Consider the following 16,038-nt stretch of genomic DNA (forward strand, 5'->3'; position numbering starts at 1 on the left):
GGAAATCCTGACCGGACTGGCGGCGAAACGATTGGGGTACCAGTCTTGACGACACTACGCACCACACTCGATACCGCATCGCCGGAATACGCGGCCGCGGCCGAGGCCATGACCAGCAAACTCACCGAGGTGGAGGCCGAATTCGCCAAGGCCATCGCGGGCGGTGGCCCGGATAAGCTGGCCCGGCATCGCAAGCGCGGCAAGCTGACCGCGCGCGAGCGCATCGAACTGCTCATCGACGAGGATTCACCATTCCTCGAGCTTTGCCCACTTGCCGCGTGGGGCAGCGACTTCCACGTCGGGGCGAGCGTGGTGTGCGGTATCGGCATTGTCGAGGGCGTCGAATGCATGATCGTCGCGCCGGATCCCACGGTGCGCGGCGGCACCTCGAATCCGTGGACGCTGCGCAAGAACCTGCGCATGAACGACATCGTCATGCAGAACCGGCTACCGGTGATCGGACTCGTCGAATCCGGCGGCGCGGATCTGCCGACGCAGAAGGAAGTCTTCGTACCCGGCGGACGGATGTTCCGCGATCTCACCAGGGCATCGGCGGCCGGAATCCCAACCATCGCTTTGGTTTTCGGCAATTCCACCGCGGGCGGTGCTTATATCCCCGGCATGTCTGACTACACCGTGATGATCAAGGAGCGCTCCAAGGTATTCCTCGGCGGGCCGCCACTGGTCAAGATGGCCACCGGCGAGGAATCCGATGACGAATCGCTCGGTGGCGCGGATATGCACGCGCGCGTCTCGGGTCTGGCCGATTATCTGGCGGTCGACGAGCAGGACGCGATCCGCATCGGCCGCTCGATTATCAAGCGCCTGAACTGGAAGAAGCAGGGTCCGGCACCGCGCGCGGAGGTGATCGAGCCGCGGTACGACCAGGAGGATCTGCTCGGCATCGTCCCGTCCGATCTGAAGATTCCGTTCGATCCGCGCGAGGTGATCGCGCGCGTCGTCGACGGCTCCGATTTCGACGAATTCAAACCGCTCTACGGCAGCAGCCTGGTCACCGGATGGGCGGAGTTGCACGGTTATCCGGTCGGCATTCTCGCCAATGCGCGCGGCGTGCTGTTCTCGGAGGAGTCGCAGAAGGCGACCCAGTTCATCCAGCTGGCCAATCAGTCGAATACGCCACTGCTGTTCCTGCACAACACCACCGGCTACATGGTCGGCAAGGAGTTCGAGCAGAAGGGCATCATCAAACATGGCGCGATGATGATCAATGCGGTCTCGAATTCGAAGGTGCCGCATATTTCGCTGCTGATGGGCGCGTCCTACGGTGCGGGCCATTACGGCATGTGCGGCCGCGCCTACGATCCGCGGTTCGTCTTCGCTTGGCCCAGTGCGAAATCCGCCGTCATGGGCGGCGCGCAGTTGGCCGGTGTGATCTCGATCGTGGGCCGGGCGGCCGCCGAGTCCAAGGGCATTCCGTTCGACGAGGAGGCCGATGCGGGGATGCGCGCGATGGTGGAGGCGCAGATCGAGGCCGAATCGCTGCCGATGTTCATGTCGGGGCGGCTGTACGACGACGGTGTGATCGATCCCCGTGATACCCGCACGGTATTGGGAATGGCGTTGTCGGCCATTCACAATGCCCCAGTCAAGGGCGCCGATGGCTTCGGCGTCTTCCGGATGTGAGGGCCATGTCATTCGCCAATGTTTTGGTAGCCAACCGTGGTGAGATCGCCCGCCGGGTTTTCGCGACCTGTCGTCGCATGGGGATCGGCACGGTCGCGGTCTACTCCGATGCGGATGCCGCGGCACCGCATGTCGCCGAAGCCGATGCGGCGGTTCGTCTTCCGGGCAATACCCCGGCCGAGACCTACCTGCGCGGCGAACTGATCATCGAGGCGGCCTTGGCGACCGGTGCTGACGCCATCCACCCCGGTTACGGATTCCTTTCCGAGAATGCGGAATTCGCACAGGCTGTGCTGGCGGCCGGACTGGTGTGGATCGGCCCGCCGGTCGAGGCCATCGAGCAGATGGGTTCGAAGGTCGCTGCCAAGAAGATGATGGACGCGGCCGGAGTTCCGGTACTCGCCGAACTCGATCCCGGCGAGGTCACCGCGGCGCAGTTGCCGGTGCTGATCAAGGCCTCTGCCGGTGGTGGTGGGCGCGGCATGCGTGTGGTGCGCGAACTCGCCGATCTGGAACCGCAGATCGCCGCCGCGCGCCGGGAAGCCGAATCGGCATTCGGCGATCCGACGGTGTTCTGCGAGCGGTACCTGGAGACCGGCAGGCATATCGAGGTCCAGGTCATGGCCGACACCCACGGCACCATCTGGGCCGTCGGCGAGCGGGAATGCTCCATTCAGCGCCGCCATCAGAAGGTGGTCGAGGAGGCGCCGTCGCCGCTGGTCGAGCGGATCGACACCATGCGCGCGTCAGGCACCGAGGCGGTAGCGCAGCGTGACCACGCAGGGCCCGCACGCATGGCCGATGGACAGAGCATGCGTGAGCGGCTGTTCGAGGCGGCGAAGCTGGCGGCCGGTGCGATCGGCTACACCGGTGCCGGGACCGTGGAATTCCTCGCCGACGAGGCGGGCGAGTTCTTCTTCCTGGAGATGAATACCCGGCTGCAGGTGGAACATCCGGTCACCGAATGCACCACCGGACTGGATCTGGTGCGGACTCAGCTGGAGGTCGCGGCGGGCGGCGAGTTGGCTGCCGCGCCGCCCCCGCTGCGTGGTCACTCGATCGAGGTGCGGCTGTACGCCGAGGATCCCGCGAACGAGTGGCAGCCGCAGAGCGGGACGGTGCATCGGCTCGATATCCCTTCGGTGGTAACCGAATTCGAGGTGCTCGATCGACCTGGCGTGCGTCTGGATACCGGTGTGGTCGACGGTTCGGTTGTCGGTGTGCACTACGACCCGATGCTCGCGAAGGTCATCTCCTACGCCGAGACGCGCGGCGATGCGGCACGGCTGTTGGCAACCGCCTTGCAGCGGGCCAAGATTCACGGTCTGGTGACCAACCGCGATCTACTGGTGCGGGTGCTGCGGCATCCGGCATTCCTTGCCGGAGACACCGATACGGCATTCTTCGAAACGCACGGATTGGATTCACTCTCCGCGCCTTTGGCGACCGAGGCCGATGAGGCACTGTCCGTCGCCGCCGCCGCACTCGCGGATGCCGCGGCGAACCGGAAGGCGGCCAGGGTCGGCGGCGGGCTGCCCGCGGGCTGGCGGAATCTGCCGTCGCAATCGCAGCACAAATCGTACGAAAGCCGCACCAGCGGAACACATGACATCGGTTACCGCTTCACCCGAACCGGTGTCGCGGTGGACGGTCACGATGGACTCGAATTGGTGCAGGCAGGTCCCGAGCGCGTGGTTCTCGCGGTTCCGGGCGAACGCGGCCTGGTGCGCAGGCAATTCGATATCGCCCGCTACGGCGATCTGGTCTGCGTGGATTCGCCGCTCGGACCCGTGTCGGTGCGCAGACTGCCGCGCTTCAGCGACCCGGCCGATCAGGTCGCGCACGGTTCACTGCTCGCACCCATGCCGGGCAGCGTGATTCGCATCGGCGCCGAGGTCGGCAGTGCCGTCGAACAGGGCCAGCCGATTCTGTGGCTGGAGGCCATGAAGATGGAGCACACCATCTCCGCGCCCGCCGCGGGCGTGCTCAGCGCCCTCAATGTCACCGTCGGCCAGCAGGTCGATGTCGGCGCCGTGCTCGCCGTCGTCGATCCCACCGAATCCCAGGAGAACTGATGAGTTTTATCGAAACCGAAGAGCAGAAGGCGCTACGGGCCGCGGTCGCCGGGCTCGCCGCGAAGTACAGCTTCCGCGATTACGTGCTGCCGAAGGCGCGCAAGAACGAACCGCTCACCGAATTGTGGGATGAGGCAGGCAAACTCGGGTTCCTCGGCGTGAATCTGCCGGAGGAGTTCGGCGGCGGTGGCGCGGGCATGTACGAGCTCGCGCTGGTCATGGAGGAGCTGTCCGCGCAGGGCGCGGGCCTGCTGCTGATGGTGGTCTCACCGGCCATCTGCGGCACGATCATCACCAAATACGGCACCGATGAGCAGAAGCAGCAGTGGCTGCCCGAACTCGCCGACGGCACCGCCAAGATGGTCTTCGGCATCACCGAACCCGACGCGGGTTCGAACTCGCACCAGATCACCACCACCGCGCGTCGCGACGGCGACGACTGGATCCTCAACGGCCGCAAGATCTTCATTTCCGGCGTGGATCAGGCCCAGGCCGTGCTCATCGTGTCGCGGACCGAGGACCACAAGACCGGCAAGCTCAAGCCCGCGCTGTTCATCGTGCCCACCGATGCCCCCGGCTTCGTCAAGACGCCGCAGGAAATGGACATCATCGAGCCGGACCACCAGTTCACGCTGTTCCTCGATGACGTGCGCCTGCCGTCGGATGCCTTGGTAGGCAAGGAAGACGCCGCACTCATGCAGCTGTTCGCGGGCCTCAACCCGGAGCGCATCATGGGCGCGGCCATGGCCGTCGGCATGGGCCGCTATGCCATCGATCGTGCCGTCGAATACGCCAAGGAACGCACGGTGTGGAAGACGCCGATCGGTGCGCACCAAGGCATTTCGCATCCGCTCGCCGCGGTGAAGGTGGAAGTGGAGCTGGCCAGGCTGATGATGCAGAAGGCCGCGACGCTCTACGACGCGGGCGATGAGATGGGTGCGGCCGAGGCCGCGAATATGGCGAAATACGCCGCGGCGGAAGCCAGTATCAAGGCGCTCGATCAGGCCATCCAGACCCACGGCGGTGCGGGCCTCACCAAGGAATACGGCCTCGCCGCTATGCTCGCCGCGGCCCGCATCGGCCGCATCGCGCCGGTCAGCCGGGAGATGGTCCTGAATTTCGTCGCCCAATACTCGCTGGGCCTGCCGAAGTCCTACTGACACCCCGCCCTCGTCGCCCGATGCCTGGTCGACGAGGGATCGGGTCCGATGCCGCTACCGGAGGGACGATGACCGAGACATCGACCGCACCATATGTGCGTTACGAGGTCAGCAATGGATTCGCCACGCTGACCCTGGATTCGCCGCACAACCGCAACGCGCTGTCGTCGCGGTTGGTCGCCGAGTTGCTGCGGGGCCTCGACGATGCCGCGGCGGATCCCGCCGTCCGTGGCATCGTGCTCGCGCACACCGGCAGTACCTTCTGCGCAGGCGCGGACCTCACCGAGGCCAGCAATGCCGATCCAGCGGTGGCCGCCGATGAGCGCACCCGGGTGATGATCGGGGTACTGCGCAGACTCGTCGAAACGCCGAAGCCGATCATCGCGCGGATCGACGGCAATGTGCGCGCGGGCGGTATGGGCATCGTCGCGGCCTGTGACATCGTCGTCGCCGGTCCCGGCAGCAGTTTCGCACTCACCGAGGTGCGAATCGGGTTGGCGCCGTTCATGATTTCGCTGACCCTGCTGCCCCGGCTCAGCCCGCGCGCGGCCAGTCGCTACTACCTCACCGGCGAGAAGTTCGGCGCGGATATCGCCGAGCAGATCGGTCTGGTCACCATTACCGCCGACGATCCGGCGGCCGAGGTGGTCCGGCTGTGCGCGGAGCTGCGCAAGGGCTCTCCGCAGGGTCTCGCCGAGGCCAAGCGACTGGTCAACGCGGGCATCCTGGCCGAGTTCGACAGCTCCGCCGAGGAGCTCGCCACCCGCTCGGCGAGCTTCTTCGGCACACCCGAGGTGCACGAGGGCATGCTGGCCTTTTTGCAGCGTCGTCCACCGAGCTGGGCAGAATAGCGCCATGGCAGCGATCTCCAGGCCCCCATTGGCGCCGCACGAACCCAAGCAGGACCGCAGCCGGGCCACCCGGCAGCGCCTGCTAGAGGCGACCATCGATTGCCTGGCTGAAATGGGCTGGGCGGCGGCCACGGTCTCGGTGGTCGCGGAACGCGCGGGAGTGTCACGGGGCGCTGCCCAGCATCACTTCCCGACCAGGGAAGACCTGATCACCGCCGCACTCGAGTACATGTTCGACACCCGCACCCAGCAGGCCAAGGACGAGGCGAAGTCGGTGGCCGCGCTGGCCGAGGGGGTCGAGCGCACCGAGGCGGTGGTGGCCGGTTTGGTCGAATCCTTCACCAGCCCGCTGTTCAAGGCGGCGCTGCAGGTGTGGACGCATGCGGCCGCCGATCCCGCGCTGCGGGAGCGAATTGTGCCGCTGGAAGCCAAATTCGGGCGCAGATCGCATCGGCGCGCGGTGGAGGCGCTCGGCGTGGACGACGCCGATCCGGTTGCCCATCACCTCGTTCAGGCGACGCTGGATATGGCGCGCGGCCTCGGGCTGGCCGATGTCCTGACCGATGACTCGGCGCGCCGCAAGCAGATCGTTTCGCAATGGGCGGCGACGCTGCACGCCGCATTGCATGCCCCACGGTCGTGACTCCCGGCGGGGCTGAGTTGCCGGGCGAGCTGGTTTGCCGGGCGGAGCTGAGCTGCCCGGCGGGGTCGATTCGTCAGGCGGACTAGGCGTGAGCCGCTAGTCCTCGTTCGAATCCTTGGCCGGTGACACATGCTGGAACCAGGCGGCCGTTTCGTCCGCGGTGAGCACTCGCTCCAGCGTCAGGTCGCCGACCATATGCGGGAAGAAGCGTCCGGCTGGCCAAGTGCGTTGGTACGGTGGCGGATCCAGCACCAGCAGGCGGGTGCCGTCGACGACTGGAATATCGGAAGGCGTGCCCTCGTTCCAGATCCAGCTGCCGTCCGGCGCGACCAGATTGAACGATCCGGTGGTATGCACCATGCCGGGCATATCGCGGCACATGGCGACCGCCTCCGCCGCCGGTGCCGCACCCGGAATATGTCCGCCGCCGATGAGAGCGTCGGCGACCAGGGTGTGCAATTGGAAGTTGTCGCCGATACCGGTCATTCGCATGGCGTAGCCGGTGCCGGTCTCACGGTGCAGCACGACAAACGGCTCGTCGTCCAGCACGATCAGCGCGTAGCCGAGGCATTTGTCCCACCGGTCGGAGATTTCGCCGAGTGCGTCATGCCGCTCCCGGATGATCTCGCGGCCGGACTGTCCGAACTTCTGTCGAACTTCCCTGTGCTGCAACATGGCCAGACCCGCGCGGCTCCAGAGGTCAAGCGTCCACCACGCCAGCGTCTGGTCGAATCCGAAGACCTCGAACAGGTCCGGGTCCAGCTCGAACTGTTCGGGGTCGGGTACGTCGACGCCATCGGCCGCCGCCGTCCACTTCTCGGCGAATTCCTTTGCGCCGCCGAGTGTTATCGCGAGATTCGCCAGCACGCCGGGTGCGCAAGCCACTGGATCCGCACCACCCTCGACGCACGCGCCGATGAGGACCGCGATATTCGCTCGCGGTCCCGTCGGCACATCGGGCAGCAGCTCGGCGAGCCGCTTCCCGCCCTGCGCAAGCTCTTGCGGAGTCGCTGATCGGTAGCAGCGATGCAGTTCTGAGTGAGCTTGTTGCTGCGCCTGCGAGTCCTGCGCGTGCACCGCGCTCTCGAAATCGAATACGGCGTCGATGAATCGATCGGTGGTCGAACTCATGCCCGCACGCTAACAGCTTGCCACTAAAGGGAATTCGCTGTCAGCAGAGCCCTGCCTGCTGCATGTGGCCCTCGTCGACCGCGTAAGAGGTGGAACCGATGAGGACGCCGAGGAGTCCACCGATGACCAGTCCCGGAATAGCGCCGACGAAGAAGAGCGGCAGGCCCGCGATGCCGCCGATGGTGGCGCCGACCAGACCGCCGACCAGCGTCCTGACCTCGATGGTGTCGCCGGGCGCCAGGCACTGCCCGATGAGGTCGGCCTGCGGGGTCGGTTCGGCTGCCGCGGCGATCGGCGCGGTCGCGACCGGCTCGGTCGGCTGGGGCGCTTCACCCGGCGCGGCCGATGCGGTCGAGGCGAAGCCGACGGTGAGCGCGACGGCGACGAGTGCGCCGATGACGGTTAGGACGAATCTCGAAATGCTTCTCACGTTTTTCCTGATGGTCGGAGTTGGCGCAACTGGATCATCATTCCCGGAGTTCGCGGCGTGCGAAAGGGTTTCGAATGAATGCCGCATTAAGAGGATTTCGAGGAAGCAGGTAAAGGGATCTCGAGGAACGGTCCGAAACGGCATGTCACACTCGTGCGCCCTGCGTCGTCCTCACTGTGAAAGCGGAACAGCGCAGCGAAAAGCAGGAGCGGGAATCATGTCGAATACCAAGAAGATCGCGGTTGCCGGAGCGACCGGACGGCTCGGCCGACACGTCGTGGACGTGCTCAACGAGCAGGGGCACGAGGTCGTCGCATTCTCCCGCGCCAACGGGGTGGATATCGAGACCGGGGTCGGGCTCGTGGAAGCGCTCGACGGTGTGGATGTCGTCATCGACGCGTCCAGCACGCCGTCCGCGGACCAGACCATCGCGACCGAATTCTTCCGGGCCGCGGCGCGCAACCTGCACGAGGCGGGGCACAAGGCCGGTGTCGAGCGGTTGGTCGTGGTGTCCATAATCGGCATCGATGGATCGCTCGCCGGATACAACGCCGCGAAGCTGGCGCATGAGGCGGCGCTGCTGGAAGGGCCGCTGCCGGTGCAGATTCTGCGCGCGGCGCAGTTCCACGAGTTGGTCGAGGTGATGGTGCAGTGGGGGACCCAGGGCGAGGTCGCGTACCTGCCGAAGATGCGCACCCAGTTGGTCGCCGCACGTGCGGTGGCCGAGGCGCTGGTGGAATTGGCGGTGCATCCCGCGCCGGAGTCGCTCGACGGGCCGTTCCCCGAGATCGCGGGTCCGCGGCCGGAGACCATGGCGGGTGCGGCCGGTCTGCTCGTGGCAAAGCTCGGTGCGCCTGCCCAGGTGATCGAGTCGAGTGATGCGGCGAATCCGGATCGTGAGCAGTTCGAGAACGGTGGGCTGCTGCCGGGTGCGCACGCCGAGCTGGCCGGGCCGACGTTCGCGGAGTGGCTCGAGGCCGCGTACGCCTGATCCGCAAGGCAATTCGCCCGGGGCGCACGCACCGGGCGAATTGCTTTACGTGCCAACCCGCATCGGGATCCGCACCCGATGCGGGTTCCCCGAAGGGGTGCGGATCCCGCCGGTGTGGATCAGTGGGCGGCGGTCAGGTCGTACAGGGTGATGCCGTCGACTTCGGTCGCGGTGAAGTGTTCTTCCACCCACTTGGTGATCTCGCTGCTGGTGCCGGAGCGGCCGAAACCGAAACCGCCACCCTCGCCGCCGCGATTGCCACTGCCGATGAAGTAGTGGATCTTTCCTTCGGCGACATACTGCTCGAACTGATCCAAGGTCGGCGACGGATCGCTGCCGTTGAAGCCGCCGACCGGCATGACCGGCAGTTCGGTGGCCAGCTGGAATCCGGCGGCACTGTTGGAGCCGGTGGCCGCGGCGACCCAGGTGTAGTCAGAGCCATTGTTTTCCAGCAGCGCGATGACCTTCTCGCTCGGCCTGCTCGCGCCGAGCAGGCCACCGGCGGGGCCGCCCATCATCGGATTGCCCGCGGCCTCATTGCCGCCTTGCATGGTGGCTTTTCTACCCTGAGCGCCATTCGTATTGCGGCCGTCGGTGTTTCGTCCACCGGGCATACCGCCGCCGGGACCGCCGGGCCCACCGAAGCCGCCTGGGCCGCCGAAGCCGCCCTCGTCGCCGGGGCGATGGCCGAACATCCCGAACATCCCGACATTCGGTCCCGCCGACGGGATTCCGCCCTCGTGTCCGGTCGAAATGGTCTGGGCGGAATACGCGACGGGCCCGGCGAATCCGGTGCATGCGGCAGCCAAAGCCGCGACCAGCGCCACCTTCCGTGGTGCGGGCAGCAGTACCGCGATGGTCGCGAGCACACCGACCACCAGCACCGCCCAGCGCAACCACGGCACGAAGCTCGAGCTGCGCGACAACAACATCCATGACGTCGCGGTGGTCAGGCCGACCGCGAGCCCCGCGAACAATCGAACCCACAGCCGGTGCCGATCCCGCCACAGCTGAACCGCGCCGATACCGACCAATGCGGCGACCGCCGGAGCCAGCGCCACCGTGTAGTACTGGTGGAAGATGCCCGCCATGAAGCTGAAGGTCAACCCGGTCACCAGCAGCCAACCGCCCCACAGGATCAGTGCCGCGCGCCTTTCATCGGTGCGAGCTGCCTTGCCGCGCAACAGAATTCCCGCTACCAGCGCGACCAATGCGGCGGGGATGAGCCAGGCGATCTGACCGCCCTGCGCCGGTTCGAACATCCGGGTGATGCCGGTGCTGCCCCACATGCCGCCACCGCCGCCACCACCGCGCGGCATATCGCCACCGCCGGGGGTGACGCTGCCGTGTTCATTGCCGTTCAATCGACCGAGACCGTTGTAGCCGAGAGTGAGTTCGACAATCGAATTGTTTTGCGACCCACCGATCCACGGTCGCGAAGACGCGGGCCACAGTTCGACCGTGAGCAGCCACCACCCGGCCGCGACGATCATCGACAAACCCGCCGCGAGCAGCTGCAGGATCCGCTTGCCGAGTTTGGGCGGACCGGCGAACAGATAGGTCAGCGCCAGTGTCGGCACCACCAGCAGCACCTGCAATTGCTTGGTGAGGAATCCGAATCCGATGAAGGCGCCGGTGAGTACCAGCCAGCGGGTGCGTCCGTCCTCGACCGCCCTGGTCATCGCCCAGGCCGCCGCGATCATCAGGAATACCAGCAGCGCATCCGGGTTGTTGAACCGGAACATCAGTGCGGCGACGGGCGTTACCGCGAGCGCAAGTCCGGCGATGAGTCCGGCCGCCGGGCCGAAGGGCCTGCGCACCGTCGCCCACACCAGTGCCACCGAGGCGACGCCGAGCAGGACTTCCGGAACCAGGATGCTCCAGGAATTCAGTCCGAATGCCCGCACCGACAGTTCCATAAGCCACAGCGAGGCCGGTGGTTTATCGACGGTGATCGAGTTCGCCGCATCCGAGGATCCGAAGAAGAAGGCCTTCCAGGACTCCGAACCCGCCTGTGCCGCGGCGGAGTAGAAGGAATTCGCCCACCCGCTGGCACTGAGGTTGCACAGGTAGGCGATTCCGGTGCCGAGCAGCAGTACCGCCAATGCCGGGTATTCCCAGCCGATCTCGCGCTCGGGGCGCGATTGCGGCGGTACCGCTGTCGACGGTGGCGTGAGCGTAGCCGTCACTGCTGTCCGCCCTCGGGGACCAGCGCCGTGCGGGTGGCGGTCGGGTTGCGGAAGACCCAGCGCAGGCCGACGAATCGGATCAGCGTGGCAATGAGATTGGCGACCACGAGTACGAACAATTCCAGATGAACGGCGGCGTCGGGTGCCCAACGGTGCAGGGCGAACAACGATCCGCTGGTGACCAATAAGCCGAAGCCGAAGATCAGCAGGCCTTGGAATTGGTGTGACACAACGCCATTCGACCCACGCACCCCGAAGGTGAAGGCGCGGTTGGCGGCGGTATTGCCGACCGCGGTGATCAGCAGCGCGACGAAGTTCGCGACCTGCGCGCCGGTCATGGGCTGCAACACCAGGTACAGCAACATATAGGCGAGCGTGGAGATGACGCCGACTATCGCGAACCGCACCACCTGCCCGACCATCCCCAACGGCACGCCGGGAACCAGTGGTTCACGGCCGACCGAGCGGCGCAGCTCGTCCAACGGCAGCGCACCGGTGGTCAGTCCGCGCAGCAGTCGCCACACGCCGAGCAGATCCTTGCGCGCGGTGTCGATGATGTCGACCCGGCTGTCCGGATCGTCGATCCAGTCGACCGGCACTTCGTGGATGCGCAGCCCGGCTCGCTCGGCGAGCACCAAGAGTTCGGTGTCGAAGAACCATTCACCGTCCTGCACCAGCGGCAGCAGTCGCCGCGCCACATCGGTGCGCATCGCCTTGAAACCGCACTGCGCATCCGAAAAGCGCGCCTGCAGTGAGGCTTTCAGGATCAGGTTGTAGCAGCGCGAGATGATTTCGCGCTTGGGTCCGCGTACTACCCGCGATGCCGCGTCGAGCCGGGTGCCGATGGCCAGATCGGAGTGGCCCGAGATCAGCGGCGCGACCAGCGGCAGCAGCGCGTTGAGGTCGGTGGACAGATCCACGTCCATGTAGGCGACGACCTGGGCGTCGGAGTGCTCCCACACCGCGCGCAATGCGCGGCCGCGGCCCTTGGCGTCGAGGTGCACGACCCGCACGTCATCGAGTTCATCGGCGAGCAACTGCGCGACCTGCATGGTGTCGTCGGTGCTCGCATTGTCGGCTACGGTGATCCGCGCCGGGAACGGGAACCCGTCGCGCAAGTAGGCGTGCAGCCGCCGCACGCAGACACCCAGGTCGGCCTCTTCGTTGTAGACGGGGATCACGACGTCCAGCACGGGCGTGATCACCGTTTCGGTCATTTCCGCCCGGTGCGCGGCGGTCGTCGATTCGGTCATGGTGACTACCCTCGCGAACCGCGCTGGACCCTAGCTGGGCTCTACCTGTGAGGTTCCTGGGGACCGCGGCTACCGCACTCGCCGAATCCGCAACACGGTATCGGTACGCAGCCCCACCTGCCCCTCCGGCCACGTGACTTCCCGCTCGACCGCATCTTTGGTCTCCACGTTCCAGTCCGGCCCAAGAGCCAGCCCGTCGAGCACCTCATCCATGGTCGGAAAGTGCACGTCATGCCGATCCTCGACAAACGACGGCCATCCCGCATGCCCCGCGATCAACAAGACCCCGCCGACGTCCACTGCCTCCGCGGCCCGCCGCAGAACCTTCGTACGCTCCTGCTCCTGCGCCACCGGCGAATGAAAGAACTGCGCCGAGACCAGATCGAACTCTCCGTCCGGAAACGATTGCGCCAGATCATGTTCCGCGAATGTGATGCGCTCCCCGACGCCCGCCTCGTCGGCATGCACAGCCGCACGCCGCAGCGCTGTCGGGGACACATCGACCGCGGTCACGCGCCACCCCAGCCCCGCAAGCCAAACGGCGTCCGCACCCTCACCACATCCGAGGTCCAATGCGGTCCCCGGCTCGAGCTGCACGGCCTCCCGCACCAACAACGGATTGGGATTCCCGGTCCACACCTGATCCCGAACCTGATAGAACCCCTCCCAGAACTCCTGGGTGTTGCCAGAAGCGGTGCTCTCGGTCATGCGTCGTTCTCCCATCGAAGTCGCGTATCTCGGTCCATCGACCCTGTTCGCATGATGTACGCAGGGTCCGCGACAGCGCCAACTTTGTTGCCGTTCCGGCAACCGCGTCTACCTAGGTCGGGTGCAGGTATTGGTACGGTCGGATTTGTGATGCGCAGTGGGCGGGGAGTGGATGCGGGGACGCCCAGGCGGGTCGATGCTCGGACCGAGCGGTGGCGGGAGCATCGGGTGAAGGTTCGGGCGGAATTCGTCGATGCGGCGTTTCGGGCGCTGGACAAGTTCGGACCCGAGGTGAGCATGGGCGATATCGCGAAGGAGGCCGGGGCGGCCAAGCCCAAACTCTATCGGCACTTCGAGGACAAGACCGATCTGTACAACGCGATTGTCGACCGGGTTCGCGACATGCTGTGGGAGCGAATCGTTTCCAGCGCCGATCTGACGAATGATTCTGCGCGGGAGTTGATTCGGCGGGGCGCGGCCGAATATGTGCTCGTGGTTTCCGAGCACCCCAATGTTTTCCGGTTCATGCTGCACAGCCACTTCACGCAGCGGGCCGATGAATCCGAGCGGGCGCTGCAGTCGGCTCGGCAATCGGCCAAGCGGGCCGCAGATCTGTTCACCGGACTGCTCGCCGACAAATCCGTCGAAGTATCCAGCGTCGAACTCGTCAACTATTCGGTATTCGGTGCGGTGGCCTCGGCCACCGACTGGTGGCTCGGTGCGAACCGGCTACAGGCACACACCATGCCGATCGAGAAGTTCGTTGCCTACCTGGCCGAGATCATCTCCGCACTGGCCGAGGCCAATGCGCGACTGAACGGCATCCACATGGACGCGGACCAACCGCTGCACCTCGCGTTCTCCAGCGACTGACTTGTACGCACCGACCGCGAGCGCGCCATTAGCGGTCGGCTCCCGCATCCACTTCGAACCCCATCGTTCTCGTCAACCGCATCGTCGAGGCCAACGGTGTCTGCGATGCCCACAGTATGACCCCACCCACCGACAAGTTTCGCAACCACTGGCACCACCGAAGTCCGCATGACCAGTGACGGCGGCACACCTGGTACAGCGGTGCGCCGGGGGTCAGGGGGCAGACAGCCGCCACAACGGGGAAACGGGGCCGTGACCTGCGCCGAGGTCGTAGGAGGCGGCCAGGCAGCGGTAGGTCCAGTCCTTGGCGAACTCGACGGCATCGGGCACCGAGTAACCATTGGCGAGTGCGCATGCGATGGCCGCGGCCAAGGTGTCGCCGCCGCCGTGGTCGTTGCCGGTGGTTATCCGCGGAGCGGTGAACTCGAGGAAGCGATCGCCGTCGAAGAGCAGGTCGGTGCTCACCGTCGAGGAGCGCAGATGGCCGCCCTTGACGATGGCCCATTGCGCTCCGAGCTTGTGCAGCGCCTCCGCCGCCTTTCGCGCCGAGGCATCGTCGACGACCTCGATCCCGGTGATCAGCCGCACCTCGTCGAGATTCGGTGTCACCACCGTCGCCAGCGGAATCAGCGTGTGCCGCACGGCGTCCAGCGCCTCCTCGTGCAGCAGCGGATCGCCGTGCATGGATGCCGCGACCGGATCGACCACCAGCGGCGTCCGATCCCGTCCGATCCCGACTTCCTGACAGACCGCCGCGACCGACTCGATGATCGCGGTCGAGGCCAGCATCCCGGTCTTGGCGGCTCCGACCCCGATATCCCCGACCACCGCGCGCACCTGATCGGCCACGACCTGCGGCGGAATCTCGTGGAACCCGCTCACCCCGACCGAGTTCTGCACCGTCACCGCGGCCACCGCCACGCATGCGTGCACCCCGCACAGGGCCATGGTCCGCGAATCGGCCTGAATACCCGCGCCGCCGCCGGAGTCGGTCCCGGCGATAGTGAGGACGCGAACCGGGGTCTGCCCGTCGGGCACGAGCGGCAGGAATTTCACATCCCAGACCCTACTCAGCATCGGCCCGACCATTCCGATCTGCCCGATCGCATACCTGGCCAGTGCGGCGGCGCCCGCGTTGGATCATACGAATGTCCCTCACCCTCCACTGGTTTCTGCCAACCAATGGCGACAGCCGCAATGTCGTCGGCGGTGGTCACGGTGCGAACGCAGCGAACTGGCGCGCGGCGGCGTGCGGCACCGCGCTGGTCGGCAGTCACGACGAGGTCGCCGAGCGCATCCTCGAGTACCACGAACTCGGCATCGACGATTTCGTACGCTCCGGATATCCGCATCTCGCGGAGGCGTACTGGTTCGGTGAGGGGGTGCCGCCGCGATCGGCGCGTGGGCTGTGGCGGCATCCGGATGCGCCGGTGGTGGCGCACCGTGGTCTGGAAGTCGCGTCGTTCTGATGGCGATATCCACTGAACCGGTGCAGCGCTTCACGCGAAATCTATTGCCGTTGTTGTCAGTTGCTGTCTTTCTCATCGTCTGGCAGCTGGTCGCGGTAGCTGCGGTCTGGAACGAAACCTTTGTGCCGCACCCGATTACGGTGTGGCGCGCCGCCATCGACATCTCGACGACGCACGACGGGGTCCGCGGCTATCAGGGGTACCTGCTGTGGGAGCACCTGTATATGACGCTGCGCCGGGTACTCGCGGGCGTCGTGGTCGGTGTCGCCATCGGTGTAGCGCTGGGTGTGGCCATGGGCACCATCGGCTGGCTGCGCAGCATCCTCGAGCCGTGGCTCACCTTCCTGCGGACCCTGCCGCCACTGGCCTATTTCTTCCTGCTGGTGATCTGGCTCGGCATCGATGAGGCGCCGAAGGTGACCCTGCTGGCCTTAGCGGCACTGCCCGCGGCGGCGATCGCCACCACGACGGCGGTGGCGGCCGCACCGATCGGATTGGTGGAGGCCGCACGAGCACTGGGAGCCTCTCGTACACAGGTGATTCGGGATGTGGTGTTCCCGGCCGCACTGCCCGAAACGTTCACGGGTGTGCGGCTCGCGGTCGGCATGGCGTATTCGTCGG

General features: G+C 66.2%; 14 protein-coding genes and 1 pseudogene. 9 read left to right on the top strand and 6 right to left on the bottom strand.

All coding sequences use genetic code 11. The features are described 5' to 3' along the window. Positions 1-45: 45 nt before the first annotated feature. The 5 genes from NP3_RS29420 to NP3_RS29440 all read left to right on the top strand — a co-directional run bounded on the left by NP3_RS29420 (position 46) and on the right by NP3_RS29440 (position 6,373). On the top strand, positions 46-1,644 hold the full coding sequence (locus tag NP3_RS29420; protein WP_063044861.1) for an acyl-CoA carboxylase subunit beta: 1,599 nt from the start codon (positions 46-48) through the stop codon (positions 1,642-1,644). A gap of 5 nt (positions 1,645-1,649) precedes the next feature. Beyond that, positions 1,650-3,719 carry an acetyl/propionyl/methylcrotonyl-CoA carboxylase subunit alpha gene (locus NP3_RS29425; protein WP_063044862.1) on the top strand — a complete coding sequence of 690 codons (2,070 nt, stop codon included), beginning with the start codon at positions 1,650-1,652 and terminating at the stop codon, positions 3,717-3,719. Next, a complete protein-coding gene (locus tag NP3_RS29430; protein WP_063044863.1) occupies positions 3,719-4,879 on the top strand; it encodes an acyl-CoA dehydrogenase family protein in 1,161 nt (386 codons plus the stop codon). The genes NP3_RS29425 and NP3_RS29430 overlap by 1 nt, the downstream gene beginning before the upstream one ends. Before the next feature lie 68 nt (positions 4,880-4,947). After that, on the top strand, positions 4,948-5,730 hold the full coding sequence (locus NP3_RS29435; RefSeq protein WP_063044864.1) for an enoyl-CoA hydratase family protein: 783 nt from the start codon (positions 4,948-4,950) through the stop codon (positions 5,728-5,730). Positions 5,731-5,734: 4 nt separating this feature from the next. Beyond that, positions 5,735-6,373: a TetR/AcrR family transcriptional regulator gene (locus NP3_RS29440; RefSeq protein ID WP_063044865.1), complete on the top strand. Its 639-nt coding sequence runs from the start codon at positions 5,735-5,737 to the stop codon at positions 6,371-6,373. A gap of 96 nt (positions 6,374-6,469) precedes the next feature. On the opposite strand, the gene NP3_RS29445 is transcribed toward NP3_RS29440, so the two are convergent. Together NP3_RS29445 and NP3_RS29450 are read right to left on the bottom strand one after the other, a co-directional pair. Continuing rightward, positions 6,470-7,504 carry a hypothetical protein gene (locus tag NP3_RS29445; RefSeq protein WP_063044866.1) on the bottom strand — a complete coding sequence of 345 codons (1,035 nt, stop codon included), beginning with the start codon at positions 7,502-7,504 and terminating at the stop codon, positions 6,470-6,472. 40 nt (positions 7,505-7,544) lie between these two features. Continuing rightward, positions 7,545-7,934, bottom strand: coding sequence for a hypothetical protein (locus NP3_RS29450; RefSeq protein WP_063044867.1), 390 nt, complete (start codon positions 7,932-7,934; stop codon positions 7,545-7,547). A gap of 217 nt (positions 7,935-8,151) precedes the next feature. On the opposite strand from NP3_RS29450, the gene NP3_RS29455 reads away from it, so the two are divergent. Next, positions 8,152-8,925, top strand: a complete 774-nt coding sequence (locus tag NP3_RS29455; RefSeq protein ID WP_063044868.1) for an SDR family oxidoreductase — start codon at positions 8,152-8,154, stop codon at positions 8,923-8,925. Between the two features lie 119 nt (positions 8,926-9,044). Here the strand turns inward: NP3_RS29455 and NP3_RS29460 are convergent, their stop codons facing one another. From NP3_RS29460 to NP3_RS29470, 3 genes are all read right to left on the bottom strand, one after another. Next, positions 9,045-11,114: an ArnT family glycosyltransferase gene (locus NP3_RS29460; protein WP_063044869.1), complete on the bottom strand. Its 2,070-nt coding sequence runs from the start codon at positions 11,112-11,114 to the stop codon at positions 9,045-9,047. Further along, complete coding sequence (locus NP3_RS29465) at positions 11,111-12,367, bottom strand: bifunctional glycosyltransferase family 2/GtrA family protein (protein WP_063044870.1); 1,257 nt, start codon at positions 12,365-12,367, stop codon at positions 11,111-11,113. The genes NP3_RS29460 and NP3_RS29465 overlap by 4 nt, the downstream gene beginning before the upstream one ends. 69 nt (positions 12,368-12,436) lie before the next feature. Next, a complete protein-coding gene (locus NP3_RS29470; protein ID WP_063044871.1) occupies positions 12,437-13,075 on the bottom strand; it encodes an SAM-dependent methyltransferase in 639 nt (212 codons plus the stop codon). A gap of 228 nt (positions 13,076-13,303) precedes the next feature. Here NP3_RS29470 and NP3_RS29475 point away from each other — a divergent pair, with 228 nt between their 5' ends. Continuing rightward, entirely contained in the window at positions 13,304-13,948 is a 645-nt protein-coding gene (locus tag NP3_RS29475) for a TetR/AcrR family transcriptional regulator (RefSeq protein ID WP_245721167.1), read from the top strand. Positions 13,949-14,161: 213 nt separating this feature from the next. Here NP3_RS29475 and thiD read toward each other — a convergent pair whose 3' ends face one another. After that, on the bottom strand, positions 14,162-15,004 hold the full coding sequence (gene thiD, locus NP3_RS29480; RefSeq protein ID WP_063044875.1) for a bifunctional hydroxymethylpyrimidine kinase/phosphomethylpyrimidine kinase: 843 nt from the start codon (positions 15,002-15,004) through the stop codon (positions 14,162-14,164). Positions 15,005-15,093: 89 nt separating this feature from the next. On the opposite strand from thiD, the pseudogene NP3_RS29485 reads away from it, so the two are divergent. Both NP3_RS29485 and NP3_RS29490 read left to right on the top strand, forming a co-directional pair. Beyond that, positions 15,094-15,417, top strand: a pseudogene (locus tag NP3_RS29485) (hypothetical protein); the annotation flags it as partial. Then, positions 15,417-16,038 (top strand): ABC transporter permease (locus NP3_RS29490; RefSeq protein WP_063044874.1); only part of this gene is annotated, 622 nt, incomplete at its 3' end. The pseudogene NP3_RS29485 and the gene NP3_RS29490, both read left to right, overlap by 1 nt.

Origin of the sequence: Nocardia pseudovaccinii NBRC 100343, from assembly GCF_001613225.1 — a bacterium.
Classification (GTDB): domain Bacteria; phylum Actinomycetota; class Actinomycetes; order Mycobacteriales; family Mycobacteriaceae; genus Nocardia; species Nocardia pseudovaccinii.

Coding starts and splice junctions, on each gene's coding strand:
- NP3_RS29425 (WP_063044862.1), top strand. CDS start 1,650: ATGTCATTCGCCAATGTTTTGGTAGCCAACCGTGGTGAGATCGCCCGC.
- NP3_RS29430 (WP_063044863.1), top strand. CDS start 3,719: ATGAGTTTTATCGAAACCGAAGAGCAGAAGGCGCTACGGGCCGCGGTC.
- NP3_RS29435 (WP_063044864.1), top strand. CDS start 4,948: ATGACCGAGACATCGACCGCACCATATGTGCGTTACGAGGTCAGCAAT.
- NP3_RS29440 (WP_063044865.1), top strand. CDS start 5,735: ATGGCAGCGATCTCCAGGCCCCCATTGGCGCCGCACGAACCCAAGCAG.
- NP3_RS29445 (WP_063044866.1), bottom strand. CDS start 7,504: ATGAGTTCGACCACCGATCGATTCATCGACGCCGTATTCGATTTCGAG.
- NP3_RS29455 (WP_063044868.1), top strand. CDS start 8,152: ATGTCGAATACCAAGAAGATCGCGGTTGCCGGAGCGACCGGACGGCTC.
- NP3_RS29465 (WP_063044870.1), bottom strand. CDS start 12,367: ATGACCGAATCGACGACCGCCGCGCACCGGGCGGAAATGACCGAAACG.
- NP3_RS29470 (WP_063044871.1), bottom strand. CDS start 13,075: ATGACCGAGAGCACCGCTTCTGGCAACACCCAGGAGTTCTGGGAGGGG.